Source organism: Carboxylicivirga sediminis (assembly GCF_018156225.1).
In the GTDB taxonomy this organism is placed as follows: domain Bacteria; phylum Bacteroidota; class Bacteroidia; order Bacteroidales; family Marinilabiliaceae; genus Carboxylicivirga; species Carboxylicivirga sediminis.
On the sequence record NZ_JAGTAR010000001.1, the window covers coordinates 155,038 to 177,510 of the forward strand.

The following is a 22,473-nucleotide window of genomic DNA, read 5'->3' on the forward strand; positions in this document are numbered from 1 at the left end:
CTCTGCAGTTAACAAAATCTATAGATACAAAAAAGAGGCTCACGGCCTCTTTTTTACTTCCTACATACATCTAATTCTATAAAAAACAATTACTCTCCACTTTCTTCTCCAATAGCGGTATGACTTGTTTTGCGCCATGAACGGAAACCACGTATATACTGCCAGTTATAATCCTTATACTCGTGTGTTAATCCCCATCGCAATACCTCGGTTGGTTCCTTCTCATTATCTGCCGTACGATTTAAACCAATGGCATGGGGTGCTCCTGGAATAGATGACATAATTTCGAAGTTAATACCATCGGTCGACCATTGGATGGTGTTTTTCTCTGGTCCATCGGTGGTAATCAACGAAGCAACACCTCCATTATAAGGCCATACACAAATTTCGTGTCCGCTATTACTAATAGGGTTGTAAGGCGATTTTACATATGGTCCTTTAGGGTTATCGGCAATGGCTACACCATGACGAATCTGGCGTCCACCAAAAGTAATCTCCTCACCCATCTGCTCTCCTTTGTAGTAAAGGTAAAACTTATCATTATATGGGATAATGCATGGGTCATGTACTTTATGACTATCAAAATCCCCCTTTTTCTCCACATTAAAGCGATTGTCTTCGGTGCCAGCCCACACACCATTATCAGCAGGACTCAAAATAGGCTCCTTCGACTTTGTCCAGGGTCCGTAAGGTGAATCGGCCCAGGCCAAACCAACCTGATTCTTAACACGCACTACATATGGCGACTTAACTGTTTGATAGCATAAATAATACTTGCCATCATGCACCATAATCTCGGTAGTAAATACCGAGCGGTCGTCGTACTCACCTTTAGCACCACGTAACACCGCTGGTCCTTCTTCTTTCCAGGTTATACCATCTTCCGAAGTGGCGTACCAAATGTCGCATCTGTCCCAAGGAAATACCTTTTCTGTTTCAATATCGCCGGCAAAACCATCAACCTCACCTGTACTGCGCGAATACCACACAAAGTACTTGCCATCGTACTTTATTATAGCACTTGGGTCGCGGCGTACAACACCTTCTTCGTAGGCCAAATCGCCTTTAAGGTCATACACCTCAAACTCGATAAACCACTCGTTGCCATGTTTAGGCCACTTAAGTGCCCGCTTCGATGCTGCACTTAAATACTCACGATTTGTGATTCCCAAATGGTCGAGTTCTGCATCGGTTACTTGGCTATAATCATCCTTGCAACACCCGGTATCCTTCTCCGACTCATTACAGCCAACTAAGCTCAATACCATCAAACCAATTGGCAATATCTTTCTTATGCACTTCATAAATTCTTTCTCTAAGTTATTTCTTTTAGGTCGAACTTGAAGTTTGCTTGCTTATTTAATAGTTGTTGTCACAAAACTAGCCATTAACATAGCAGCTCTTGGGGTGTAAAAGTATACAATAACGTGGGTGTTTGATATATCCATCATCTAAAATACTGTTTATCAGCCGTAGGCAGTAAACAACAACCGCCACATTATTCGATAAAAACACATTGAAGTTGTAATTTTTATTAAAGACTACTTTTGTAACATACTCTAAATATATTCGATTATCAATACAATTAGGCTAATTGTATTAGTCAATTTATCAAGTAAGATTGATAAGGGGTACAATTGGGCACAACATTTTTTTTGCGTCTGGGCGTTCCCTCCGGTCAGGCTTTTCGCACTCGCTTTCCGTCTATCGCCGCAAGAGCTCAAACAAATGCTCCAATCCTTAACGCAATCACCACACTAAACATCCTCACGTCATAATTCTCAAATCCTTTGACCCGGTTCATCGGTGTGAGTCATCCCTTGTCAGCAAAAGCTCATGCCAGGCTTTCGCAGCCCTATTTTCAGTGTCCACTTTTAAGGTATTCAAATAGCGCTGCTCACTAAAGTCACTCTCCTCGCTCTAACCGACAATACCCGGTCATCGAGCGGAGTCGAGATGAGCCTGTCATGCCCTTTGCAACTCCCACGGTCTTCCTCACGGCAGCTCTCCTTGTGTCTCGGGCACATTGTCATCTCAGCCTGGCGTTCCGCCACTTCGTTGGGCGTAGCGTCACGCTACGTCTGTTCTGCCAATAAACCCTCACCACAACCGCTGCCAGTGTTTGGCTCGCCTGCTAGTCGCGGCGGGCATCGGGCTGTCACATTATTTGCGCTGGCCTCCATTCACACTCCACTCCCCAGTGCCTGCAGTCGCCTCACCTCATTCGCATTTACCCGGCTCATACTTCACCTGGTAACCACTCACTCACCTCAGCAACTTCGCCACCCCACATAAGGCGCATTCGTTTCCTATTCAACTGATAAACTCCTCAACTTTTAAACTTCACTTTAACCAATTCGACACCACCTAACCAAGCTTTAAATTATTCTCTCCTTCAGGGGAGATGCCGTAGGCAGAGGGGTGTCAAACCAAGTTGCAAATCATCTCACCTCTCATATCTCACTTCTAATCTCTCACGCCCCTTATTTCCCCAATGCACGCTCCGTATTTACTACGTCTCACAGCAAATAATCCGCCAGCCCTCGGCTTGTTCGTTCCGTACCTCCACTGCCAAGCTATGCCAGTTTCCACTTCTTTCAGTCGTTCTCAACCTGCCACCCTTGCTCCACTCGCAGTCGGCTCGACCCGCCATTCCACCGCAAACCACTCCTTTGTTAGGCGTAGCGTCCCACTACGTCAACTTCATTCGTTCATTGCGCTTCCATCCCCACGCTAGCCGCAGGCGCTTGTCCCTATTCGTAATGAAACTTGGAATGTCGCAAATATTTACTAAAAATGCGACATAATTCGTTTGTTAAAAGAAAGGATAGCGATGTATTAAACCCACATCAATTGGCCTGATTATTAACACGCTGTACTTAACACTTTATAAGTCTTTTGCAATCTTACAGTTATTTCCGGCTTAGTTTTTTTAATCGGGTTAAATACGCCTGTTCGTAGTTGCGTTTCAATTTATCAGACAGATAAGAGTGGCTAATTAAACGAAGGACTTCATGCTTTTTTGACGTTAATAGATTAATAATTTCATCAATCAATTTTGCCGTTATTCCAGCCATTTGCCCAAGCTTATAAAACTGCTCATTCACTTTTCCCTTCGCTTGGGCAGGAGGCAACAAGCCATCGTCTAGTGCAAAATCTTTATCCTCAATATGGATGCGGCTATTTAGTAAGTCATAAGCCGGACTCAATTTATAATCTCCGAACTCAGTTTGTATGAGTGAAAAGTTTTTAAAGTGTGCATCTCCATTTGAAAACAAGTAATTAAACAATATAATCTTTAGGAGCTTAGGAGCTTCAATATGGTAGGCTGGAACAAATTTTTTCATGATCTCAAATAATTCAAGATAGCTACCCAGATATTTATAATTTGTGCCATGTGTTTGTGGTGTTCTTTGTGCTAACGAAGCAAAATCTTCTTGTGCCCACTTCGTGTTGTCATCTTTAACATCAAATCGTTTTGTAATATATGCTGGCTCTCCATTCCTGAAGAAAATGAGTGCGTTCTCAGCAGTTTCTATATTAAAAACCTGCCTGGCTATCTGCATCGTTAAATGCTCGTTGGCAGGCATCATGTCTGGATGCTTACCTGCACCTGGTTGAGGCTTCAGAATGTATTGTCCTTGTTCACCTTGGTTAATGAGGCGTAATTTGTTTTTGTCCAACAGAACAGAGAACTTTTCTTGTACTCCTGAGATAGACATCCTTTTTCGATTATCCTCAAACAGTTCATCTGTTACTTCGTTGGTAGCTGGCGACTCATAAGGTAGTATATGACTGACCTTCTTCCCTTTAAAAACTCGTTTTAAAGCGGTTGATGAATAGGTTTTATAACCTTCTTTCAATGTGCCTGGGCAATTTTGGATATCAGATAAACTCATGTATTATCAGTTTTAATCAATATGATTCCTCGAGGCTTGCCTCGGGGTCCGCTTTTTTCTCCCTTGAATTTCAGGGGAGATGGCCGATTTATATCGGTCAGAGGGGTTAATAAAAGAAAACACGGTTTTCTGCGATAGCAGAAATAAAGTCACCGAAATACTTCATAGGCTTGCCTCGGGGATAGGTGACTTTATGAGTTTTCTTTAATAATTCTAACGGCACCAATGGTGTCATAGCTCGCAGTAGTTAGTAATAAGCCAAAATGGTCTTCTTTATCAATTCTCATGGCATGACAAACAATTTGTTTATTAGTCCCTTCTGGCAACATATTATAGAAAAACGGGAACAAATACTCAGACTGATATTCTTGCTGATTTTTAGGCAGCGTAAGACTTATAGGTGGTTTATCCGTCGCATTAAACCATGCATCATGGTAACGAAACACAAATGTTCCATTATCCAGTTGAGTAAGCAAACCTGCCTCCTCATTCTTATAAAGAACCTTAGCTTGTCTCATTTATCAGGATAAAGTTGTTTTACTTGTAATGTGAGTTCTAAGCCTAGTGCATCAGCTAATTTACTAATCGTCTGCAATGTGGGATTGCCTTTCCCACTCTCAAACTGTTTTATTGTTCTAAGACTTACACCCGATAGTTCTGCTAGCATTTCCTGGTTGACCTGCAGCATTTCTCTACGGGCTTTAATGGTTTTTATTAATTCCGAAAAGTGCAACATAATGCTCTATTTATGCCAAAAATAGAGAATAATTTAATTACACACAATAAAAGAGCACTAAACTGCACTATTTATATGATTTCGCATTCCTAATTGTATTTTCCGGTATAAAAGTACAATAAACTACACTTCTAAAAGAAAAAATAAACCATCACACTTCAATCTCAACCTGACTCCCCAGCAGCACCTCACACCGAACATCATAAATCTAACATCGTATATCTCACATCCAGTACCCGCCTTCAAATCCTTAAACAAAAGTCTCCCAGCCTGACAAATAGTAAAGGTCAGGCCCTGCGGGTTCGGGCTACGCTCTCAACCTTGACTTTATTTGCCAGGCTGTAAAAAAGGTGGTTTAAGGGTTTAAGGCTAGATGTATTCAAGTTTCAATTAATATCACAAACTTGCAGATAGACTGAGTCACCATTAATTAGAGCATCCCTCATAACAGCATAAACCCGATTATACGCCATCGTACTACTCCCGATAAAACCATCCTTTACCTGGTTATTATTAGCACTATCCCCAACAAGTAAACATCCAGCCGTATCGTCATCGTCATTGCCTTTATGAATCAGTATATCTGTAAAACCAGGCACATCCATAATCTGCAGCATCCCCTTATGAAAATCCACACCATATTTTCTCAGGTACCGCCAATGGTGTCCACCAAAAGTTCGCAACTCAACCCGGTATCGCCCGGCCGGCATTCGTGTTTCGCCCATTACCTTTATAGCCCGGTGCTCATCCTCCAACGTATAACAAGCGAACACCCCATCAATAAACAAAAGCCCCAAAGTACTCTCCTCTGAACTACTATATCTCACAACTTTTAATTCCATAATGTAGTTTTTAGCCATCCTGTAAATCAACTCTGATATCACCAATGTAGATGGGGCCTCACTGGAAAAAGCGAAAGGAAGAAAAATTTGATACCAAGCTGCTAATCCTTTAAATTTTTCCTGTAGCGTTTGCATAGTGGGTCATCGAATGGTGTAATCAGCGGACTTTTTGCCAACTTTTTTGACCGTAGAAAAAAGTTGGAGCCATTGCGGCTCAAGCAAATCAGTCTGACAAGATAACATCATGTAAATCATCTCATTACTCACTACTCCCGCGATAATTATCGCGGTCTCACTTCTTTTTACCCATCATTTCACTCACCAACGGCGCTACATTCTTCACCGCCCGTTCACCAAACAAGAACCCCAACACTAGAAAATTGATAATCCAAAATGCCGATTCAAGTTTCTCATTACCCTTCAACGACCAATTACCCGCAAACACCATATAATCCATATACGCCACAAAATAACCCCACGAAGGCCGCTGAGCACCACGCATAAACAACACCAACTTACCCAACCACCCCGATTGATGCAGGTCCTTAGCTGTACCCTCCAGGTCTTTTATACGCTGATTAAACTCCTGCTCCGCCTCCAGTGACAACTTCACAGCCTCCACCTCATGCCGGTGTTGCAACTCTATCAACTGCTTTTTTATTTCCTGCTTCTCCGCACCAGTCGTCACAAATCTATCGATGAGGTCACCCACATCCTTAAAAACACTATTTCCCAACAAAGCCGTCACCTTCTCTAAAAACTTCATAACCAATTATTTTTGAACCTCATGTAAATCCACCCGACCTCAGCAACGCAGCTGGGGTACCCACTTGATTAGCGGAGGATAAGAAGATTTGGTCCCAAGCTGTAAATCATTAAATCTTCTCCGAAGCAAATCATTAGTGGGTCAGCGAGTGCTGCAGTCAATGATTTTTTGTCAACTTTTTCATCAAGGAAAAAGTTTGAGCCCTCGCGGCTTGAGCGATTAAGAATAATTAAAAGGGGCTCTTGAATCCAAAAAATCCAAGAGCCCTCCAACACACACTTTATCAACGACCGTTGTCGCCAAAACCAACCTGTCCCGAGTTCGAGAATCTTGATTTTGTTATCAAAATCTTAGATGAATTTAATCGGGAAACCTAATCGATAAAACTATGAATCTTTCTTTGAGTGATTCTTCAAAAAATACTTCAGCAGCCACGACACCCCAAAACTCACCATCGTTCCTAGTATCGTATAAAACACCGTTTCCACAACACCCTCAAACGTTATCCCATTCAGCACACTAATCAGCGTACCGCCCAAGAAACCAACCTTTCCACTACCATTCAATGAAGCCTCACTCATATTAAGTCTTTTTTAAGCCAAGCTGCAATTCAACTCACTTCTCATCGCTCCCGCGATAACTATCGCGGTCTCATCTCTATAAGGTGGTTACACCTTATCCACCTCCACAATCGCCATTGGATTATGCGTTTTCGTCTGAATCGGATACATATGACCATTCACCTCCTGATGGTACTCAACGCCAACCACAATAAATACCGGATGAGGTGAATCAGCAGAAATCGCACTATTCAGATTGATATCGGCCTGCTCCAATGCAGATAATTCCACATCTGCACTATCTTTCACATCCACTTCGTAGCTCTGGTTGCCAAAGTCAACCGCAGCTGTCGCCAGAATGAAACGAACATGTGTAGCTCCCTCCACTTGTGGAATCTCTTCACTCGGATTAAAAGCATCAATAGCCAACTGGGTAGTACCGGCTGCACGTTCAAATGCAATCGTGTGGCTCAATTTTAAAATTGATTCTAATGGAGCCGCTGCATTTAACTCAAAACCTTTCAGTAAGGTCAAATCACCATCCAACACATTACGCTCACCGCGTCGGTTGGTCGTATCCGCCTGGATAGCTTTCAGAATCTTAGCCGCTAATCGGTTCGAAACCTTCTTATCAGCTGCTCTTACCAGCACTTCATTTAAAGCATTACGCAGCTCTTTACCTGCTATGCCGGCACGACCAAACTCAGCACCGTTTTCACGTGTCCTGGCATACGCAGGGTCCTTTTTGATACGATCGCCATCCACACCACCTTTTTCTCGAGCCATGTACTGGCCATTGCTTTTGTAAAACGACAAATCACCAACACGACCTTCCAACTTAATCACTCCTTTTTGCCTTGCCATAACTTCAATTTTTATGGGTTAATAAGCTCAAAGTACAATCCCATAAATAGCAATTCAAATGTGAGAGTCCGACTTGTCCCTGTTGGTAACTTTTGTCCGTAAATTTCCTTATTTGTTATCCTTAGATAGGGTATTGCTTAAGTACTCTTCATGCATAGATGAAGTATAGATACAGTAGTAAAATAGCCTATTGATTACATCAAAAACTCATAAATCATTTTCATTATAATACCTATTTTCCCTGAAATGATTAAGAATCTACCTACTTTTCATGATTTATACCCATTTTTCCTCTATATTAATCTTCAATGATACTTTATTCATCATAGAGCAATGACTAAAGCACTAACAAGGCTATGCATATACCCCAAAGATGTGCAGCGCATCACCGGTAAGAGTGAAAAGTCAAGCCGGCGCATCTTGCAAAACATCAAAGGAGTATTGGGAAAGAAGGAGCACCAGTTTATTACAAGCGAGGAGTTTGCCATCTACACCGGCATCGATGCCAACCTCGTCCGCGAATACCTGGTTGATTAATTCACACACTCCCGTTATTGCCTTCAGCAGCATTATATCCGGTTCCCAATCAATTTGAGTTAATCTGAAACACATCGCTGCAATCTTTCGATATCATCTATATTCAACCCTTCCTCGCACAACCCATATTTAACGATATCTTACTACTGACTACTCACAAATTTTAGTCGGTTTTGATACAATTTGTGGAGTTTAATTTCGTAACTTTATCACTATCAAAGGATATAAAACGCATTCAAATTCAATCATTTGAATCGGGAGTCATTCGGGAATCATGTCGTATTGATTTTTACTACATGCTGGTTATAAGAGATTTACAGAGGATGACACAAATCCTGTCATCCCGACAGATACAGATAAAGCACTCTTTTACAGAGTGCTTTATCTTTTTTAACTAGACACATTAGTATAAAAAGGTGCAACCTAAATATACAAGCGCACCTAGAGGTATTTGCGTTTTGATACTAAACTACCTTTAACAAAATTGGCCCTCTTTAGGTCTGTCATACAGTACAATGACTTTAATTTTGGAGGATTGTAAGATTAACTTCACTACCACAACTATCCCATACTTTTTATTAAGTTTACGCTTTGCAAGCCTGTTTAGGCGATTATAGTTTCAACATGTTAAAAAGAAGACACACTATATTAAAATTATGAATCAAGCTGCCTTTTCAAACTGAGAAATTAATCCATGCCTTTGTATTCAAATAGGGCACTCTTACCATCTCACTTGCCTGCCATTTAAATGATTTGATAAGCACAAGCGACTTGTTATCTTTCAATAGTTTATAGTGATTTTCGTTGGTGCAATATGCAGTTAGACCAGCCTGCTAATGGCCTTTAGAAACCTTGAAACGCATTTGTGTTTTTGCCTCAAACGGGTGGTGCAGAATGCGCTTAACAAGGATGGACGAATTAATCATGCCAATAACAGTAATACTTTCAAACTATATATGATGGTTAAGCGCAAAATTATTGTGCATTGATGATGGCATCGGCAATTTCAGGGAAGACCCATTGATAAGTATGTCTGTCGATTAAGCCAAAATAATCGCTACTGCCATTATCCCACCAAATCGGACAGATTCCACGCTCTAAACAACCTTGTGCAAAGTACGCAGCATGCACCTTCCGATGAGTTAGGTTGTCATGATTAAGACTCCCCCATTCTCCCATCACCACAGCAATGTCCTTGTTGATGAAAAGCGATACCAACCGGTCTAACTCAGCATCCAAGGCCTGTTTATCGGCATCAGTACCCCAACTGGTAACATAGTCCGTTTCGGCCAATGCAAACTTATATGGAAAATAGTTGTGTACCGAAACAATCAGATTCTTATCTGCAGGAAGAACAAGGCCAGTTAGCGCCACTTCGGACGATGATGCCGCATAGGGTGAAATCATTATATAACGTTCAGAATTATTACCGCCTGTAGCTCTGATAGCCTTAACAGCCACTTGATGAAACTGATTAATACAATCGCGCCCTTCAGCTGTTCCGCCCGTCCATTCTTCGGCCGAACCCTTCAATCGCGTTTCATTCAATGTTTCGAATACCAGATGTTCATCATAGGCTTTCAAATGATTGGCAATCTGCGTCCATACCTTAGCAAGCTGTTCTTTAGCTGCATCCAAATGATCATAAGCAGGAATCACCCATTCTTCATCGTGATGAATATTAACGATGACATACATATCATTGTCGAGACCATAATTAACTACCTCTTTCACACGATTAAGCCATGATTCTTCAATTATATAATCAGGTGCATCTCCCATATGGTACTGCCAGGTAACAGGTACGCGTAGTGTTTTGAATCCTTTTGCCCGGATAGCATCAATCAATTCTTTCTGCGCTAGAGGATTACCCCACATGGTCTCATCAGCATCTTTAGTATCGAGTGTATTGCCAAGGTTCCACCCCACGCCCATTTGAGCAACAAATTGCATAGTTTCCGTATTAGGCACATACTCCTCTTTAGTGGTAAATGTTATTTCTATGGCCTCTTCCAGTGGTACATCAAAACTATTGATGACTGCACCTTTAGGAATGATTATGGTATAATTTGTATTAGACTGCAGTTCATCGGAAAACATCAACTTAGTAAAGCTGGCTTTTACGTTAGCCGGTTCATCATTAATGGTTACTCCATGGTTGATTGCCAGCGAAATAACTTCGTCAAATACAACCTCAATAGCTGTTGAAGCTGGCACATCTGTTGCTTCGTGGGCCGGAATACTAGATTTAAAAACCGGTGCCGCTTTAGCCGCTTCGGCTGTCTTTCCGCAGGAAGAACAAAGCACCTGCAGCATCACCATTAATAATATTAGTCTGCTTAAAATCTTCATAGGTTTATTGTTGAAATCAATGAATTGTTAAAAATGTATGATAATGAATTGCTACTTTACAAAACTGCTGGCTATTTGCTAATCACAGGAGATACCGACAAGGCTTCCGGCAGCGTCCCTGAATTTTTTGGAGATACCACCAAAGCATCTGGCCGTCTTACAATGCCCAATATCACTCTTCCGTAAAAACACTCGCTTTAACGGCAGTATTACTTATACCATGCGGCGAATAAAAGACCTCCTTGCCCCACCAGGTAAGCGTCTTCCAATCGGTGTATTCAACCAAATCCAACCACCTGTTTTCGGCATTATTTCCGGTCCATGACCAAGCCAGATACCCCATGTCCAAATCTTCGCAACACTGCATTATCTCACGGTGGTTCACCTTACAGCCCAGGTTATTGTCACCACTATTAAAGCAATAGCCAAACTCACCTACAACAAGCGGCAGATCAGCCGCACTCACCTCATTCAGCTTTCGCTCAATTACATTCTCATCATTCCACGAGCCATACATATGAATGGAAAACAACAGGTTGTGCTGCGAATCAAACTCCACCAATTGCTGCCCATAGTCAATAATGGGCTGAATATTCTGGCCCCATCCAGGAGCATCAATCACAATGGTAGATGTGTAGCCGGCCTCGCGCATGAGGCTAACGCATTTTTGATAAGCTTCGGACCAAAAAATTCCAGTGACTGAATGATCGCCCCACTCGTTGGCAATATTCACCAGCACATAACGCTCATATTTTTTTAGCATCTGCAACATTTCTGCGGATGTAAAATACCTGGCCAGACTTAATAGCTTCATTGCGGATGTATCACCGGTAGCATCGTGTAGTTCCAGCATAGGGATCATTTTCAAATTGACACAACGCTGAATAATGCGCTCCAACTTAGCAGGTGGCAGCGTTGCTTCCCATACAATGCGCACACAGTTAACATCATGAGCCGCAATGGCTCTTAAGGCCTCATAGGATGGCTCTTCAAACCAGGCATGTGGCACATTAACACCTCTAATAATAAAAGGCTGGCCGTTGGCATCAAGTAAGCGCCCGGCAGTGGTTGTAAAACCATTAGATGTTGTGCTTTTGTTCTCTGAAGCACAACTGCACAACAATACTATAGTTATTATTCCTAAACCCAACCATGTAGACACACTCAGCTTCATCATCACTCCTTTTTAGGTGTTAAACGTAGCAGCATGATGTCGTGTGCACCTATCTCGCCCTTTAAATTCACCTTAGTTGTTCCACGGTCTTTGTGAGCATATGCATCTCTTATGGTGTATTCAATGGTATTAACCGACATTTCCCGGCCCGATAAATCATCTTTCACTGGATGCCATGCCCAATCAAAATCGAGCTGAAGGGGTTTCTGCCCCATGTTGATGAAAGCGATAGCCCATTCCCCATTGGCTAGTGGCTTTGCCCACACTTCCATATCGCCCTCATTAGTATGACAATAGGCTTGTATGCCAAGTGCATCCTGATTGATGGCAATCACTTCTTTATTGGTAAGCGTTTTTATAGTTTCGTCAGACGCACTACGCAAATCATTACCCATGATTAATGGAGATGCCAACATGGCCCACATAGCGAAATGCACCCGATCTTCGGCCGGTGTCATGCCGTTGCCAACTTCCATCATGTCAAAATCGTTCCAATGACCGGGTCCCGAATATTTACGGATGTCTTTACGTAATTTAATAATAGGCCAAACACCCAATGAGGCCCAGGTGCCATGCCCCACAGTGCAATCCCAACAGTTAATAATATCACCGGTCACACGCCACATATGTCCCATTTCTTCACCCCATTTCCATGGCTCATTATCGCCCCACTCACAAATACTGAAAAGAATAGGGCGACCGGAGGCTTGCAATGCATCACGCATTGTTTGGTAAGCTCCTTTCGCATTCAGGTTTTCGGTATCGCACCAGTCATATTTAAGAAAGTCAACTCCCCACTCGGCATATAATTTAGCATCGATGTATTCAAAACCGCGACTACCCGGATAACCAGCACAAGTGGTGGCACCGGCGCAATTATAAATGCCAAATTTCAGACCTTTACTGTGCACATAATCAACAACCTCCTTCATGCCGTTGGGAAACTTATCGGGATGCGGCACCAGGTTGTAATTATCATCACGCTCCATAGCCATCCAGCCATCATCCAAAACAATGTACTCGTAACCGGCATCTTTTAAACCCAGTTTCACAAATGCATCGGCAATATCTTTTACCAACTGCTCATTAATATCTGTTCCGAAAGTATTCCAGCTGTTCCACCCCATTGGAGGTGTCAATGCCAGGTTTTGAGCCTTCTGTGCCATCACAGAAAAGGACAGCAACAAGCCTAGAACTAAACTTATTCCTAATTTCATGTTTGTGTATTTAGTTAATTGATTTTATTCGAGTTATAAGTTCCATTAATGCTCTTGAATTATGATAAGGACATTTCCAAAAGCCCACTTTAGGAGGGACTGAATCAGGGCATCCATTTCTATCCACTTTCCAGTACCATTCGCCATATTTCTTATCTATGATGTTACCTTTAATAAACTCCCACAGGTTCATCATGGCTGTAAAGTATTTTTCGTTACCTGTAATTTGATAAACTTCCATCAGCCCGACCATACCTTCGGCTTGCGGCCACCAATGTTTATCGGAATCCAGGTGGCCATTTTCCTGCTCATAAAACAAGCTTCCATCCTTATCGAAGCCATCAGCTATAGTCGCATCTACCATTTTAACAGCCATCTTCTGCATCTGAGCAAGCAACTCTTCATCATGGATAAAATGAGCCGCTTCAGTCAACAACCAGGCGCCTTCAATGTCGTGACCATATGAGATAATATCAGATTTAGGCGACCAATCCATATCAAAAAACAGATTAAAATGAAAAGTTTGCGGGTCAATAATGCGATCTCTGAAAATGGTAATCAGATGCTGAATACGGGAACGTAAAGTTTCATCGGGCCAAACACAATACAGGTTAGTATAAGGCTCGATAATGTGCAGATGCGTATTCATCGACTTGGGCTCATTGGCATCCTTTTCACTCAGGCGCATATCTTCGAGAGGCTGCCAGTTATCGGCCAAAGCTTCGATGTAGCCACCATACTGCTCATCTTTATAATGCTGTTCAATCAGTCCAAACAACTTAATGGCATAATTGAGACTTTCCTGATTATCTGAAGCTTTGTAATATTCGGATAACCCGTATATTCCGAAACCTTGTGCATAAGCCTGCTTTCGAACATTAACGGCCTCACCCTTGTAATTCACAGCCCAATACAAGCCTCCATTTTTATCATCCCAAAAATGCTTAATGAGGTAATGATAAGCCCTATGCGCAACTTCTAAATAACCCGGCTCCTTAAAAAAAATGTATGCAGCCGAAAAGGTCCAAAGTATGCGTGCTGTTAACACACCGCCTTTATCAGCTGTATTATTCTTGTTTCCTTCCTGCTCCATCTCACCAATAAAACCTCCATATGTACTGTCAGGCGTTTGGTTCATCCAGAAATCCAAAATAGCTTTCAGTTCATGCTCCAGTTCGTTGGTTAATGATGGCTGTATATTTTCGTTTGTCATTCGTTAAAAGCTGTTATTTCATATCTTCGGAAGTAGTGAAACACGATGCCGGCAAATGGTCTTTATTGAATAACCCAGGCGTTGCCGTACTACTCCATGCAAAGCGCACACCTTTTGGGTTTTTCACTGCTTTTGAATAAACCTCAACAGTGTTCTTCTTAATTTTTGCCTTGGCCGGATACCAGGTTCCGGTACTATCCCTTACTTCAAATTGTGAAAGAGCTGGTCCGTCGGCGTACAAGCCTTCGCCATGCTCAAAAGTTACGGTCACTTTCTTATCTGCAACTGAGTAAAATTGATACAAAGGACCTGAGGTAGGCAGTTCCTCTTTGCCGTAGGTTTTATTCAATGCCAAATTAGCAAACCGAATACCGGCATCAATTTTATTACGCGGATGAATATCTACAGTATCACCAATGTCACTGACCACAACCATACCTGCATCAGGGATCAGGTCCAATGCTCTACGTTGCGACTCCCTAACCTGTGCACCTGCTGCAGGTCCATAGCCGTTCCACGGGGCTATCTGCGCATAATAAAACGGAAAATCTTTTTGAAAACCTTCGCGCCATGACTCAACCAGATTTTGCAACATTTCAGCATAAGCCAAAGGATTAGCTGCATTGGTTTCACCCTGGTACCATAACACCCCGGCGATATTAAGCGGCATTAAAGGTGCAATCATAGCATTGTACGCACGACCAGGTTCGCGGGCAGTCCAGGCCATGTCCTCTAATTTTTTCGATTCCTCAAGTAAATATTCATCTTGAGTAATTTCTTCTTCCGGCACCCAAATTTCAATTGGCGATCCCCCCCAGGCCGTATTAATTAAACCAACAGGCACGTTATCAAGTGAATCTTGCAGTGTTCGACCAAAAATATAACCAATGGCGCTGAAATCGAGTACCGTCTCCGGCGAACAAGCTTTCCAGTTCCCTTTTAAGTCCATAATGGGGTTTTCGGCTGTACGTCTAGAAACCGTAAACAATCGAATATTAGGGCGATTGGCATTGTTCACCACTTCATCGGCATTATTAAAGCCCCAGCGAGCACACCATTCCATATTTGACTGACCAGAAAGCAACCAGACTTCACCCATTAAAATATCATCAAGAATGATGGTGTTATAACCCTGTATGGTAATGGTATGCGCTTGTTGGCTGCCGCAAGGGGTAGAAAGCACCACTGACCATTTACATTGATTACTGGCCACAGTGTGCAATGTATCAGTGCTCCACGAGGTAGTCACCGCCACTTTTTCGGTAGGATTGCCCCAGCCCCATAGTTTTACTTCAGAGTTTTGCTGCAGCACCATGTGGCTACTAAAAAACTCAGGTAGTGAAACATTGGCTTTAGCTGTACCTATAATGAATATAAAGCTTAAAAAAGTAAGGAGGCGTTTCGCTGGTCTCATTGTCCGTTTTTTCATTTTGAGAATCATTATTTTAAATCAGGCATTTCATCGAGCGTTATCACATCATCGTGGTTGATGGCGTCTATCCACCAGTTTGCATTGGCAAATTCATGCTCTGTTGATGTAAAGTCAGCTTCATTCACATCGTTGGTGCGTTCGTGATCGCACCAGGGCATAAACCACGACCATTTTCCACCTTTATTCCATTGCTTGGAAACATCAGTAACATTTCCACATTCGCTGAGTGTTATCATTTTAGTAGGATATTTTTGCTGAAGCGATGAAAATAACTCAGCTAATTCATCAATATTGGTATTATTATAGACATCTTTTCCTATAATATCAACATAAGCATCGCCCGGATAAAAATCATCATCCTTGGTTTGAGTAGTCCACACCCAAATAAGGTTATTAACGCCTTTTGATTGAAAGTAGTCAAACATAAACCGCCAAAGCTCAACATAAGCATCTCCACCTTCCATACCCCACCAAAACCAAGCTTGCCCATTGTTGTACTCATAAATATTACCAGCTGCTTCGTGTAGAGGGCGCCAAATCAATGGTATATTTTCGTCCTGAAGCAATTTGATGTAGGCAATCAGTTCATCAAAATCAGCTTTGGCCACCTCATTTTCCCAAGTTCCGTCTATGGGCACATTCGACGGTTGGAAGTTTACTTTAACACCATCTTCGTTTTCGAGTCGAAAGGTAAATTTTGTATGGTCAGTAATGGTTTCGTTGGGCGGAATATTCCAATGCCAGGTAGCATTAATCAGGCCGTTATTAGCCCACCAGTTTTTTTGTACGTCAATATTATTGTAATCAATCCAGTTAGCAGGCGACCAGTTTAAAAAGATATAGTCAATACCAATCATAGCCGGGTATTTACCCGTATGTTGCTTGACCCATTCTGCTTCATTGGTATCCACTGCACCATTACTCATTGTTGAGGACAATATCTTAATACCATAGTTGTTTTTCAGGAAGTTGTATACTTTGACCACCTGTGGTGATGGATTATCAACCACCAAATCAGCATCAATACTCACCAAAACAGGCGCTTCCGTTTTAAACGAAATAACAACTTCATCGGCTGTGCTGCCATCAGGTCCCTGAATAACACCGGCGGGAATCTTTAAATTGTATTCTGTCGCTTCTTCAAGGGTAAGCCTGACCATTAGTTTTGTATAAGCAGCTGAAGCATCGTTAACAGGGAGATCATTCAATGTGATTCCATGCGGTTTAAGCAGGATAAGGTTTTGATTATAGATAATTTCTACACTTGCTTCTCCTTTCTCTACTTCTGTTGCATTTTGAAAGCTGCAACTTACAAATTCCGGCGGAATGGTATCCACAACTCCACTATCTTCACTCTCACTACAAGCACCAATGGTTAATATAAATCCCAATAGACCTATCCATAATCTCTTCATGAAACCTCTTTTATAGCTAGGAGTATCCAAAACATAAGCTGCACTCTTAAAGAGCAAACAACGTTTTCGAACACCCTCATCTTTATTTAAATAATATTCTTAGCGAATCTTCTGTGTAAAATTTTATAAAGGGAGGTATTACCCTCCCTTGTTATTTTAGCTATTAGAAAACTAGCCACTTATTTAAGAGCCACTTTAGTAACAGTATAGTCACCGCCATAAGCTCCAAAACCACCATTGTTATGAATAGAAGCAATATCGTCGGCTGTGAGTTTAAACGATACAACCGAAGAACCACCAGTTATCTTGATATTACCTTCGCCAGAATCGTCGCCCGAATCAGTGGCAATGGCAATGGTTGATGGTAAAGCGGCCCAATTGCCGTTACCCAAACGCATATCGCCTCCAGCTTCAGATGTATAGTATACATACATTGTTTGTCCTACTTGTAATCCGCTGAAATCGTATCCTCCCCAGGTTAAGGCAGTAAAAGACGTGCTCCAACCCGATACTTGAGCCGAACCTTCCCAAATAGGTGTTGGCGGCGAGAAATCCTTCACCCATGAGATAGATGAAATAATCATACCGTCACCCTGAAGGATAATTGAATAACCCCAATCGCTATATGGGAATAACGAAACTGGCAAATCGATATAATCAGAAGCAGCTATGATTGCTGCATTATCTGCATTGTCAGCTCCATCATATACCTGTTCCCAATGACCATTAAACGCCTTCATCTTCGGTTCGTCGTTGGTTTTGGTGTATCGAATGCGCACATATGAATCAGCAGGTGCACTCGAAAAGTCAACATTCAACTCGTAGTTAGCACTCCAGTTGGCCAGCTCAACAGGCGTGTTGTACAATACGGTTTCAACTAAACCAGATGCTTCTACTTTGATGGTGTAATCCACATTGGTAGTACCTGATACCAAGGTTAATTTATTATCGCCAACATCTGTACCTACTGCCACATAAAGCTTGGTTCCAACCAATAAAAAAGGCGTGTCTTGATCATTAATCATTACATTGGTAAGGTTTTCGCCATTAACAACTGAGCATTCCAATAACTCTCCAACAGTAGTTGATTCAGCAGCGAATTCAGCAATGGCACAAAATGTAAAAGCATTAATGGTGATACTTCCTGCAGCCACTGTTTCACCATTATCCATCACTAGTGTTACATTACCGGTCTCAGCTTCGAGTGGAACAACCACCTTAAATCCATCTACGGTTTCAGTTGCTTCGGCTTCTATATCACCAAACAAAACTGTTTTTACACGACTTCCTAACGTCGATACAATCGCCAGTTCATCCAGTGGCGTAGCATCCGATGGTAATGTAGCTACTGGCTTGACCGTCACAAAACCATCGACTACGATAGCAGTTCCATTGGCTGTAGCCAAAGTTATATCACCGCTCTGAGCAGCTTCCGATACTTCCAGGTTTAGCTTCCCATCAGTTAATGTAACGGGTGTTGCCTCACCGCCGGTGAATGTAGCTGTAGTCACTAAATCCAAATCGCTACCTCCGATAACGACAGTTTCGCCCACACCATAAGCATCTTTCACATCTTCAATGGCAGCGGTTGGTTCAATTAAAACAATGTCGCCAACAACAATTTCAATGCCCGATGGCAACACAGAAATGGCTTGACCACTCAGCGAATTGGTTGGCACAGTCATCACTAGACTGGTTGCATTTTGACTAACAAATTCAGTGACTGCCACATCGCCGCCCAAAGTAATTGCAGTTATTAGATCCAAATCCGTTCCGGCAATTGTTAATGCCGTTCCTGGCTTCACCGGATCTGGTGTCACTTCAGAGATGACTGGTGTGATAACATTTAATTCTTCCTCAGAATAAATAATAATCGGATCTTCTGCTCCATTCGATACAGCAATTTTACCAGTTTGAGCCTCAGCAGGCACTTTTAGGGTTAATTGCTTGCGCGACTTGGTGATAAACATTGAGCTGTCCACTACGACACGATCAGTAAAAAGTACTTCTCCTACCAGGTTCAGGTAATCACCATCAATGGTTAATGTTTCGCCCGGCTTAATGCTTTTGGGTGAAAAAGAGCCATCGATATCAATTGGTTCTGAATAACCGATTTTGGTTTTGGTAGTAATACTTAATTCATCGCCCAACAAGGTTATAAAACCTTCAACAGCTTCCTGAGGCACAGTTAATTTAATACTCTTATCGGTGTGCTCGGTAAACTCACTGCTGCCAATCTCAATATTAGGCGGTAAAATGATGGTATTAATTTGGTTTAGTTTTTCGCCAATAAAGCGTAATTCGGCTCCCCGAGCTATGGGCATGGGCCCATAGCTAAATAAAGTTGCTTCGTTGATACCCTGATCATCGTCGTCGCTACAAGAGCTTAAAGTAGTGATAAACCCCAGGCTCACAACAACTGACAGAAACAACAATGATTTAAAATATTTTATATAATTGGTTTGCATAGCAAATCTTTTTTATTGTTCAATATTATTTCATTGGTACGATACGAATGTTATCGATGCACATGTGAACTCTACAATCTTGACCTTCAACACCACCATGCCATACAAAGAATGTAAGTCCCCCAAGCATATCATTTGTAACCATTGATCCGGCATCTTTACCATCGTGGTAATAATGGAATTCCTTCATTGGAATTGACACAGTTATCCAGCCATCAGTTATAAAGCTGCCTGATGATGCCCATGGATTCCATAATCCACGTTGCGTTGCATTATCAGCAATGTAACCATTGGTTCCGCTCACCGAATAAGGGGTAAAAATCATTTGCAAAGCAGCTGATTTCCACTCTTCCACCACGTAACACTCAAATTTAAGTACGGCCTCATTTAAATCACCTTCGTAAAATGGCACATCCGGACGACCATTCGAAGCGTTCCACAAGTTAAAACTGTGGGCATCTTCATTCCAGGTAGCTCCAACTTCGCCTGACATATCGCCATCGAAACGCACATAATTACCACTGATACCAGCTGGATCAGAATTGGCAATAACTCCCGAACGCCAGCCGCCGGCTGCATCCAGATTATCCCAATCTAAAATGTAGTTACGGTCATCGCGGAAATAGAAGGATGAACGACCAGAACCATAAATACTTTTAACGGTTACCTGACCGGTTGTGGTGCCAGCAGGCACATTAACAACAATTTCATCAAAGTCGTCACTCACAGCCACCACTTCACCCTGCAATTCGCCGGGGAATATAACCTGAATTGGTACGTTGGGGTCATCGATAAAGTAGCTACCTCTGATGACCGCCTGTTCGCCATCGGCCACAAACTCACATAACATTGATTTGGGTGCCGGAGCTGGCACGATCACATTAAAATCATGTGTGAGTGTATCCTTACCTGCCACCATATAAATCTTATTGGAAACCTCACCAGGTATTTCATTAGGAACTGTAACAATCAATGAATTAGATGTGATAAAACTGGTATTTAAATACGCTTCTTTATCATTGAACCACATTTCGGTGATACTGGTTAAGTTATCACCAATAAGAGCAATCGTTGTATTTAAAGAGGCACTCACAATCAGTGAGTCCGATTTATCCGGATCGGTCATTCGAATGTAATTCACACTGGGAACACCTCCTGTTTTCTCGTATTCATGCGGATATTCTTCACATGACTGAAACAAGCCTGCTCCTGTTAACACCAATAGCGACAGAAACAGTGTATATATTCTTTGCTTATTTATCGTTTTCATACTTGAACTCTTTTGTTGAATTAATTATAGCCTATAGAACCAAAGTCAAAGTCAACAGGCTCGTCCATTAAACCTGGATTTAATGACAAATCAACTTCTGGGAATGGTATCGTAAAATCTTCATCGCTCAAGCCAGTTACTTTATGAGTCGTAATTTCCAGGTTTGAATCATCGCCATTAGTATAAAAGTCTTCCAAACCTTCCCAGGTTCCTCTTTCCTGTGCCAAAATCTGAGCCTTGGCAGCTGCAGGATTGTAGTAGTGCAGGCGAACCAAATCATACCAACGGTCGCCTTCCAATGCAAATTCAACGCGACGTTCGTGATCAATCATATCGAAGGTTAGGCTGGTTTCATCAACATGATTGCCTTTTAATGCGCGGGCCCTTACCGCATTAAAAGCAGCTAATGCCGATGCATCAGTCGTAGTGGCATTGTTACCCAATACCGCTTCGGCATATACCAGGTAAACATCTGACAAGCGTAAAATATGCGTACTCAGTGGTGTGTGCATACGATCCAGCGTTTCATAACCCTGAGCCTGTGCATCGGCCAAACGCCCAACAATGTGCTTGGTCACATTAGAACCGGTTCCGCTCACAAAGCTAATAGCTCCGCCATACATCCCATCAGTGGCGCTGTCCCAGTTGTAGGCAAAACCTCCCATATCGGTCCAGAAATAATCGTATGTATCGCCCACCATCATAATAGTGGCTTTACGACGTGCATCGCGGTAATTGCGCGATAAGGTAGTAGCACTTTCTTCAAACGCTGTTTGTAGATCGATGGTTGGGTACACCCAGTTGCCCCACGATTGAACCGCATCAGAGAAATTAGTTAATGACAAATCCGACTGCAATGAATTTTGACTCGTCCATTGCGCTCCAACTGTCCAATGCCAGGCTATCAGGCTTTCTTCGCTAAAGTTGCCTTTCAGCTGAAAAATCTCTGAATATTCAGGATGCAATGTACGTCCACTGTTGTCAATCACCATTTTGGCATACTTAGCAGCTTCGGCTAAATCGGCTTCGTTGCGCGTTCCACTCATGCCGTAGCCCGATTTTGTCAGATATACCTTAGCCAATAAACCATATGCACTGTATTTATCAATGCGCCCTTTCATGTTTTCTTCGGGTAGTAATTCAATAGCATCGTGTAAGATTAGGGTGATGTATTTATACACATCTTCAATCTTATTACGCTTCAATGTTGCGGATGAATTATCGGCAATAATAGCGGCATTGTCGTGAATAATAGGCACTGCACCAAAACAACGTACCAGATAGAAGTAGGTCATGGCCTTCCACACCATGGCTTCACCCTTGACGGTGTTTTTAGCTGCTTGCGAAACTTGTGGTCCTGACTTCAGGTCGACGTTTTGAATGACGCCATTACAGTAAGCATTCACCGACCACAATGAAGCAGAAGCATTGGCAATATCGGCATCTGAATTATTAAGTACCAGGTTAGTGTAGCCATCGCCAATATCAAATACAAGGTTACCGGCCATTACATCGCCGATTTTCATAAAACCACGTTGAAAATCGTACCAGGGTGAGTTATAAATTGTATTAACCGATTGATAAAGTTGTTCATCGTTCTGATAAAAACTATCAATCGTATAAGTGTCCTCTGCCGGACGCTCTAAAAAATCTTCACAAGATGATACAGCTCCTAATACCAGGATAGCTATAATAAATCTTTTAAAACTATATATTTTCATAGCAAAT

The 22,473-nt window shown here is 42.1% G+C and carries 18 protein-coding genes; 1 reads left to right on the forward strand and 17 read right to left on the reverse strand.

The genetic code is table 11. The features are described from left to right. Window positions 1-89: 89 nt before the first annotated feature. The 8 genes from KDU71_RS00605 to KDU71_RS00640 form a co-directional block, all read right to left on the reverse strand. Window positions 90-1,304, reverse strand: a complete 1,215-nt coding sequence (locus tag KDU71_RS00605; protein WP_212187951.1) for a glycoside hydrolase family 117 protein — start codon at window positions 1,302-1,304, stop codon at window positions 90-92. Window positions 1,305-2,912: 1,608 nt separating this feature from the next. Next, on the reverse strand, window positions 2,913-3,899 hold the full coding sequence (locus KDU71_RS00610) for a type II toxin-antitoxin system HipA family toxin (RefSeq protein ID WP_212187952.1): 987 nt from the start codon (window positions 3,897-3,899) through the stop codon (window positions 2,913-2,915). Between the two features lie 191 nt (window positions 3,900-4,090). Next, entirely contained in the window at window positions 4,091-4,417 is a 327-nt protein-coding gene (locus KDU71_RS00615; protein ID WP_212187953.1) for a HipA N-terminal domain-containing protein, read from the reverse strand. Continuing rightward, window positions 4,414-4,635, reverse strand: a complete 222-nt coding sequence (locus tag KDU71_RS00620) for a helix-turn-helix domain-containing protein (RefSeq protein WP_244828026.1) — start codon at window positions 4,633-4,635, stop codon at window positions 4,414-4,416. Before KDU71_RS00620 ends, KDU71_RS00615 begins: the two co-directional genes overlap by 4 nt. Before the next feature lie 386 nt (window positions 4,636-5,021). Next, window positions 5,022-5,477: a DUF5675 family protein gene (locus KDU71_RS00625; RefSeq protein ID WP_212187954.1), complete on the reverse strand. Its 456-nt coding sequence runs from the start codon at window positions 5,475-5,477 to the stop codon at window positions 5,022-5,024. Window positions 5,478-5,769: 292 nt separating this feature from the next. Further along, complete coding sequence (locus KDU71_RS00630) at window positions 5,770-6,243, reverse strand: hypothetical protein (protein WP_212187955.1); 474 nt, start codon at window positions 6,241-6,243, stop codon at window positions 5,770-5,772. Between the two features lie 386 nt (window positions 6,244-6,629). Beyond that, window positions 6,630-6,824: a hypothetical protein gene (locus tag KDU71_RS00635; RefSeq protein ID WP_212187956.1), complete on the reverse strand. Its 195-nt coding sequence runs from the start codon at window positions 6,822-6,824 to the stop codon at window positions 6,630-6,632. 87 nt (window positions 6,825-6,911) lie between these two features. Continuing rightward, window positions 6,912-7,667, reverse strand: coding sequence for a hypothetical protein (locus KDU71_RS00640; RefSeq protein ID WP_212187957.1), 756 nt, complete (start codon window positions 7,665-7,667; stop codon window positions 6,912-6,914). A 333-nt stretch (window positions 7,668-8,000) separates the two neighbouring features. Between KDU71_RS00640 and KDU71_RS00645 the strand changes: the two genes are divergently transcribed. After that, window positions 8,001-8,204: a hypothetical protein gene (locus KDU71_RS00645; protein WP_212187958.1), complete on the forward strand. Its 204-nt coding sequence runs from the start codon at window positions 8,001-8,003 to the stop codon at window positions 8,202-8,204. A gap of 975 nt (window positions 8,205-9,179) precedes the next feature. Here the strand turns inward: KDU71_RS00645 and KDU71_RS00650 are convergent. The 9 genes from KDU71_RS00650 to KDU71_RS00690 form a co-directional block, all read right to left on the reverse strand. Then, a complete protein-coding gene (locus KDU71_RS00650) occupies window positions 9,180-10,556 on the reverse strand; it encodes a cellulase family glycosylhydrolase (protein ID WP_212187959.1) in 1,377 nt (458 codons plus the stop codon). Window positions 10,557-10,728: 172 nt separating this feature from the next. After that, complete coding sequence (locus KDU71_RS00655; protein WP_212187960.1) at window positions 10,729-11,733, reverse strand: cellulase family glycosylhydrolase; 1,005 nt, start codon at window positions 11,731-11,733, stop codon at window positions 10,729-10,731. Then, the gene (locus KDU71_RS00660; protein WP_212187961.1) at window positions 11,733-12,947 is read right to left on the reverse strand and encodes a glycoside hydrolase family 27 protein; all 1,215 of its coding nucleotides are present in this window, start codon (window positions 12,945-12,947) and stop codon (window positions 11,733-11,735) included. The genes KDU71_RS00655 and KDU71_RS00660 overlap by 1 nt, the downstream gene beginning before the upstream one ends. 10 nt (window positions 12,948-12,957) lie before the next feature. After that, window positions 12,958-14,160, reverse strand: coding sequence for an AGE family epimerase/isomerase (locus tag KDU71_RS00665; protein ID WP_212187962.1), 1,203 nt, complete (start codon window positions 14,158-14,160; stop codon window positions 12,958-12,960). A gap of 13 nt (window positions 14,161-14,173) precedes the next feature. After that, window positions 14,174-15,574, reverse strand: coding sequence for a sialate O-acetylesterase (locus KDU71_RS00670; protein WP_212187963.1), 1,401 nt, complete (start codon window positions 15,572-15,574; stop codon window positions 14,174-14,176). 26 nt (window positions 15,575-15,600) lie between these two features. Then, window positions 15,601-17,007 (reverse strand): glycosyl hydrolase, encoded by a 1,407-nt coding sequence (locus KDU71_RS00675; protein WP_212187964.1) that lies wholly within the window; start codon window positions 17,005-17,007, stop codon window positions 15,601-15,603. A 179-nt stretch (window positions 17,008-17,186) separates the two neighbouring features. Then, window positions 17,187-19,475: an IPT/TIG domain-containing protein gene (locus KDU71_RS00680; RefSeq protein WP_212187965.1), complete on the reverse strand. Its 2,289-nt coding sequence runs from the start codon at window positions 19,473-19,475 to the stop codon at window positions 17,187-17,189. A gap of 25 nt (window positions 19,476-19,500) precedes the next feature. After that, window positions 19,501-20,745, reverse strand: coding sequence for a glycan-binding surface protein (locus KDU71_RS00685; RefSeq protein ID WP_212187966.1), 1,245 nt, complete (start codon window positions 20,743-20,745; stop codon window positions 19,501-19,503). Window positions 20,746-20,765: 20 nt separating this feature from the next. After that, a complete protein-coding gene (locus tag KDU71_RS00690; protein WP_212187967.1) occupies window positions 20,766-22,466 on the reverse strand; it encodes a RagB/SusD family nutrient uptake outer membrane protein in 1,701 nt (566 codons plus the stop codon). Window positions 22,467-22,473: the final 7 nt, after the last annotated feature.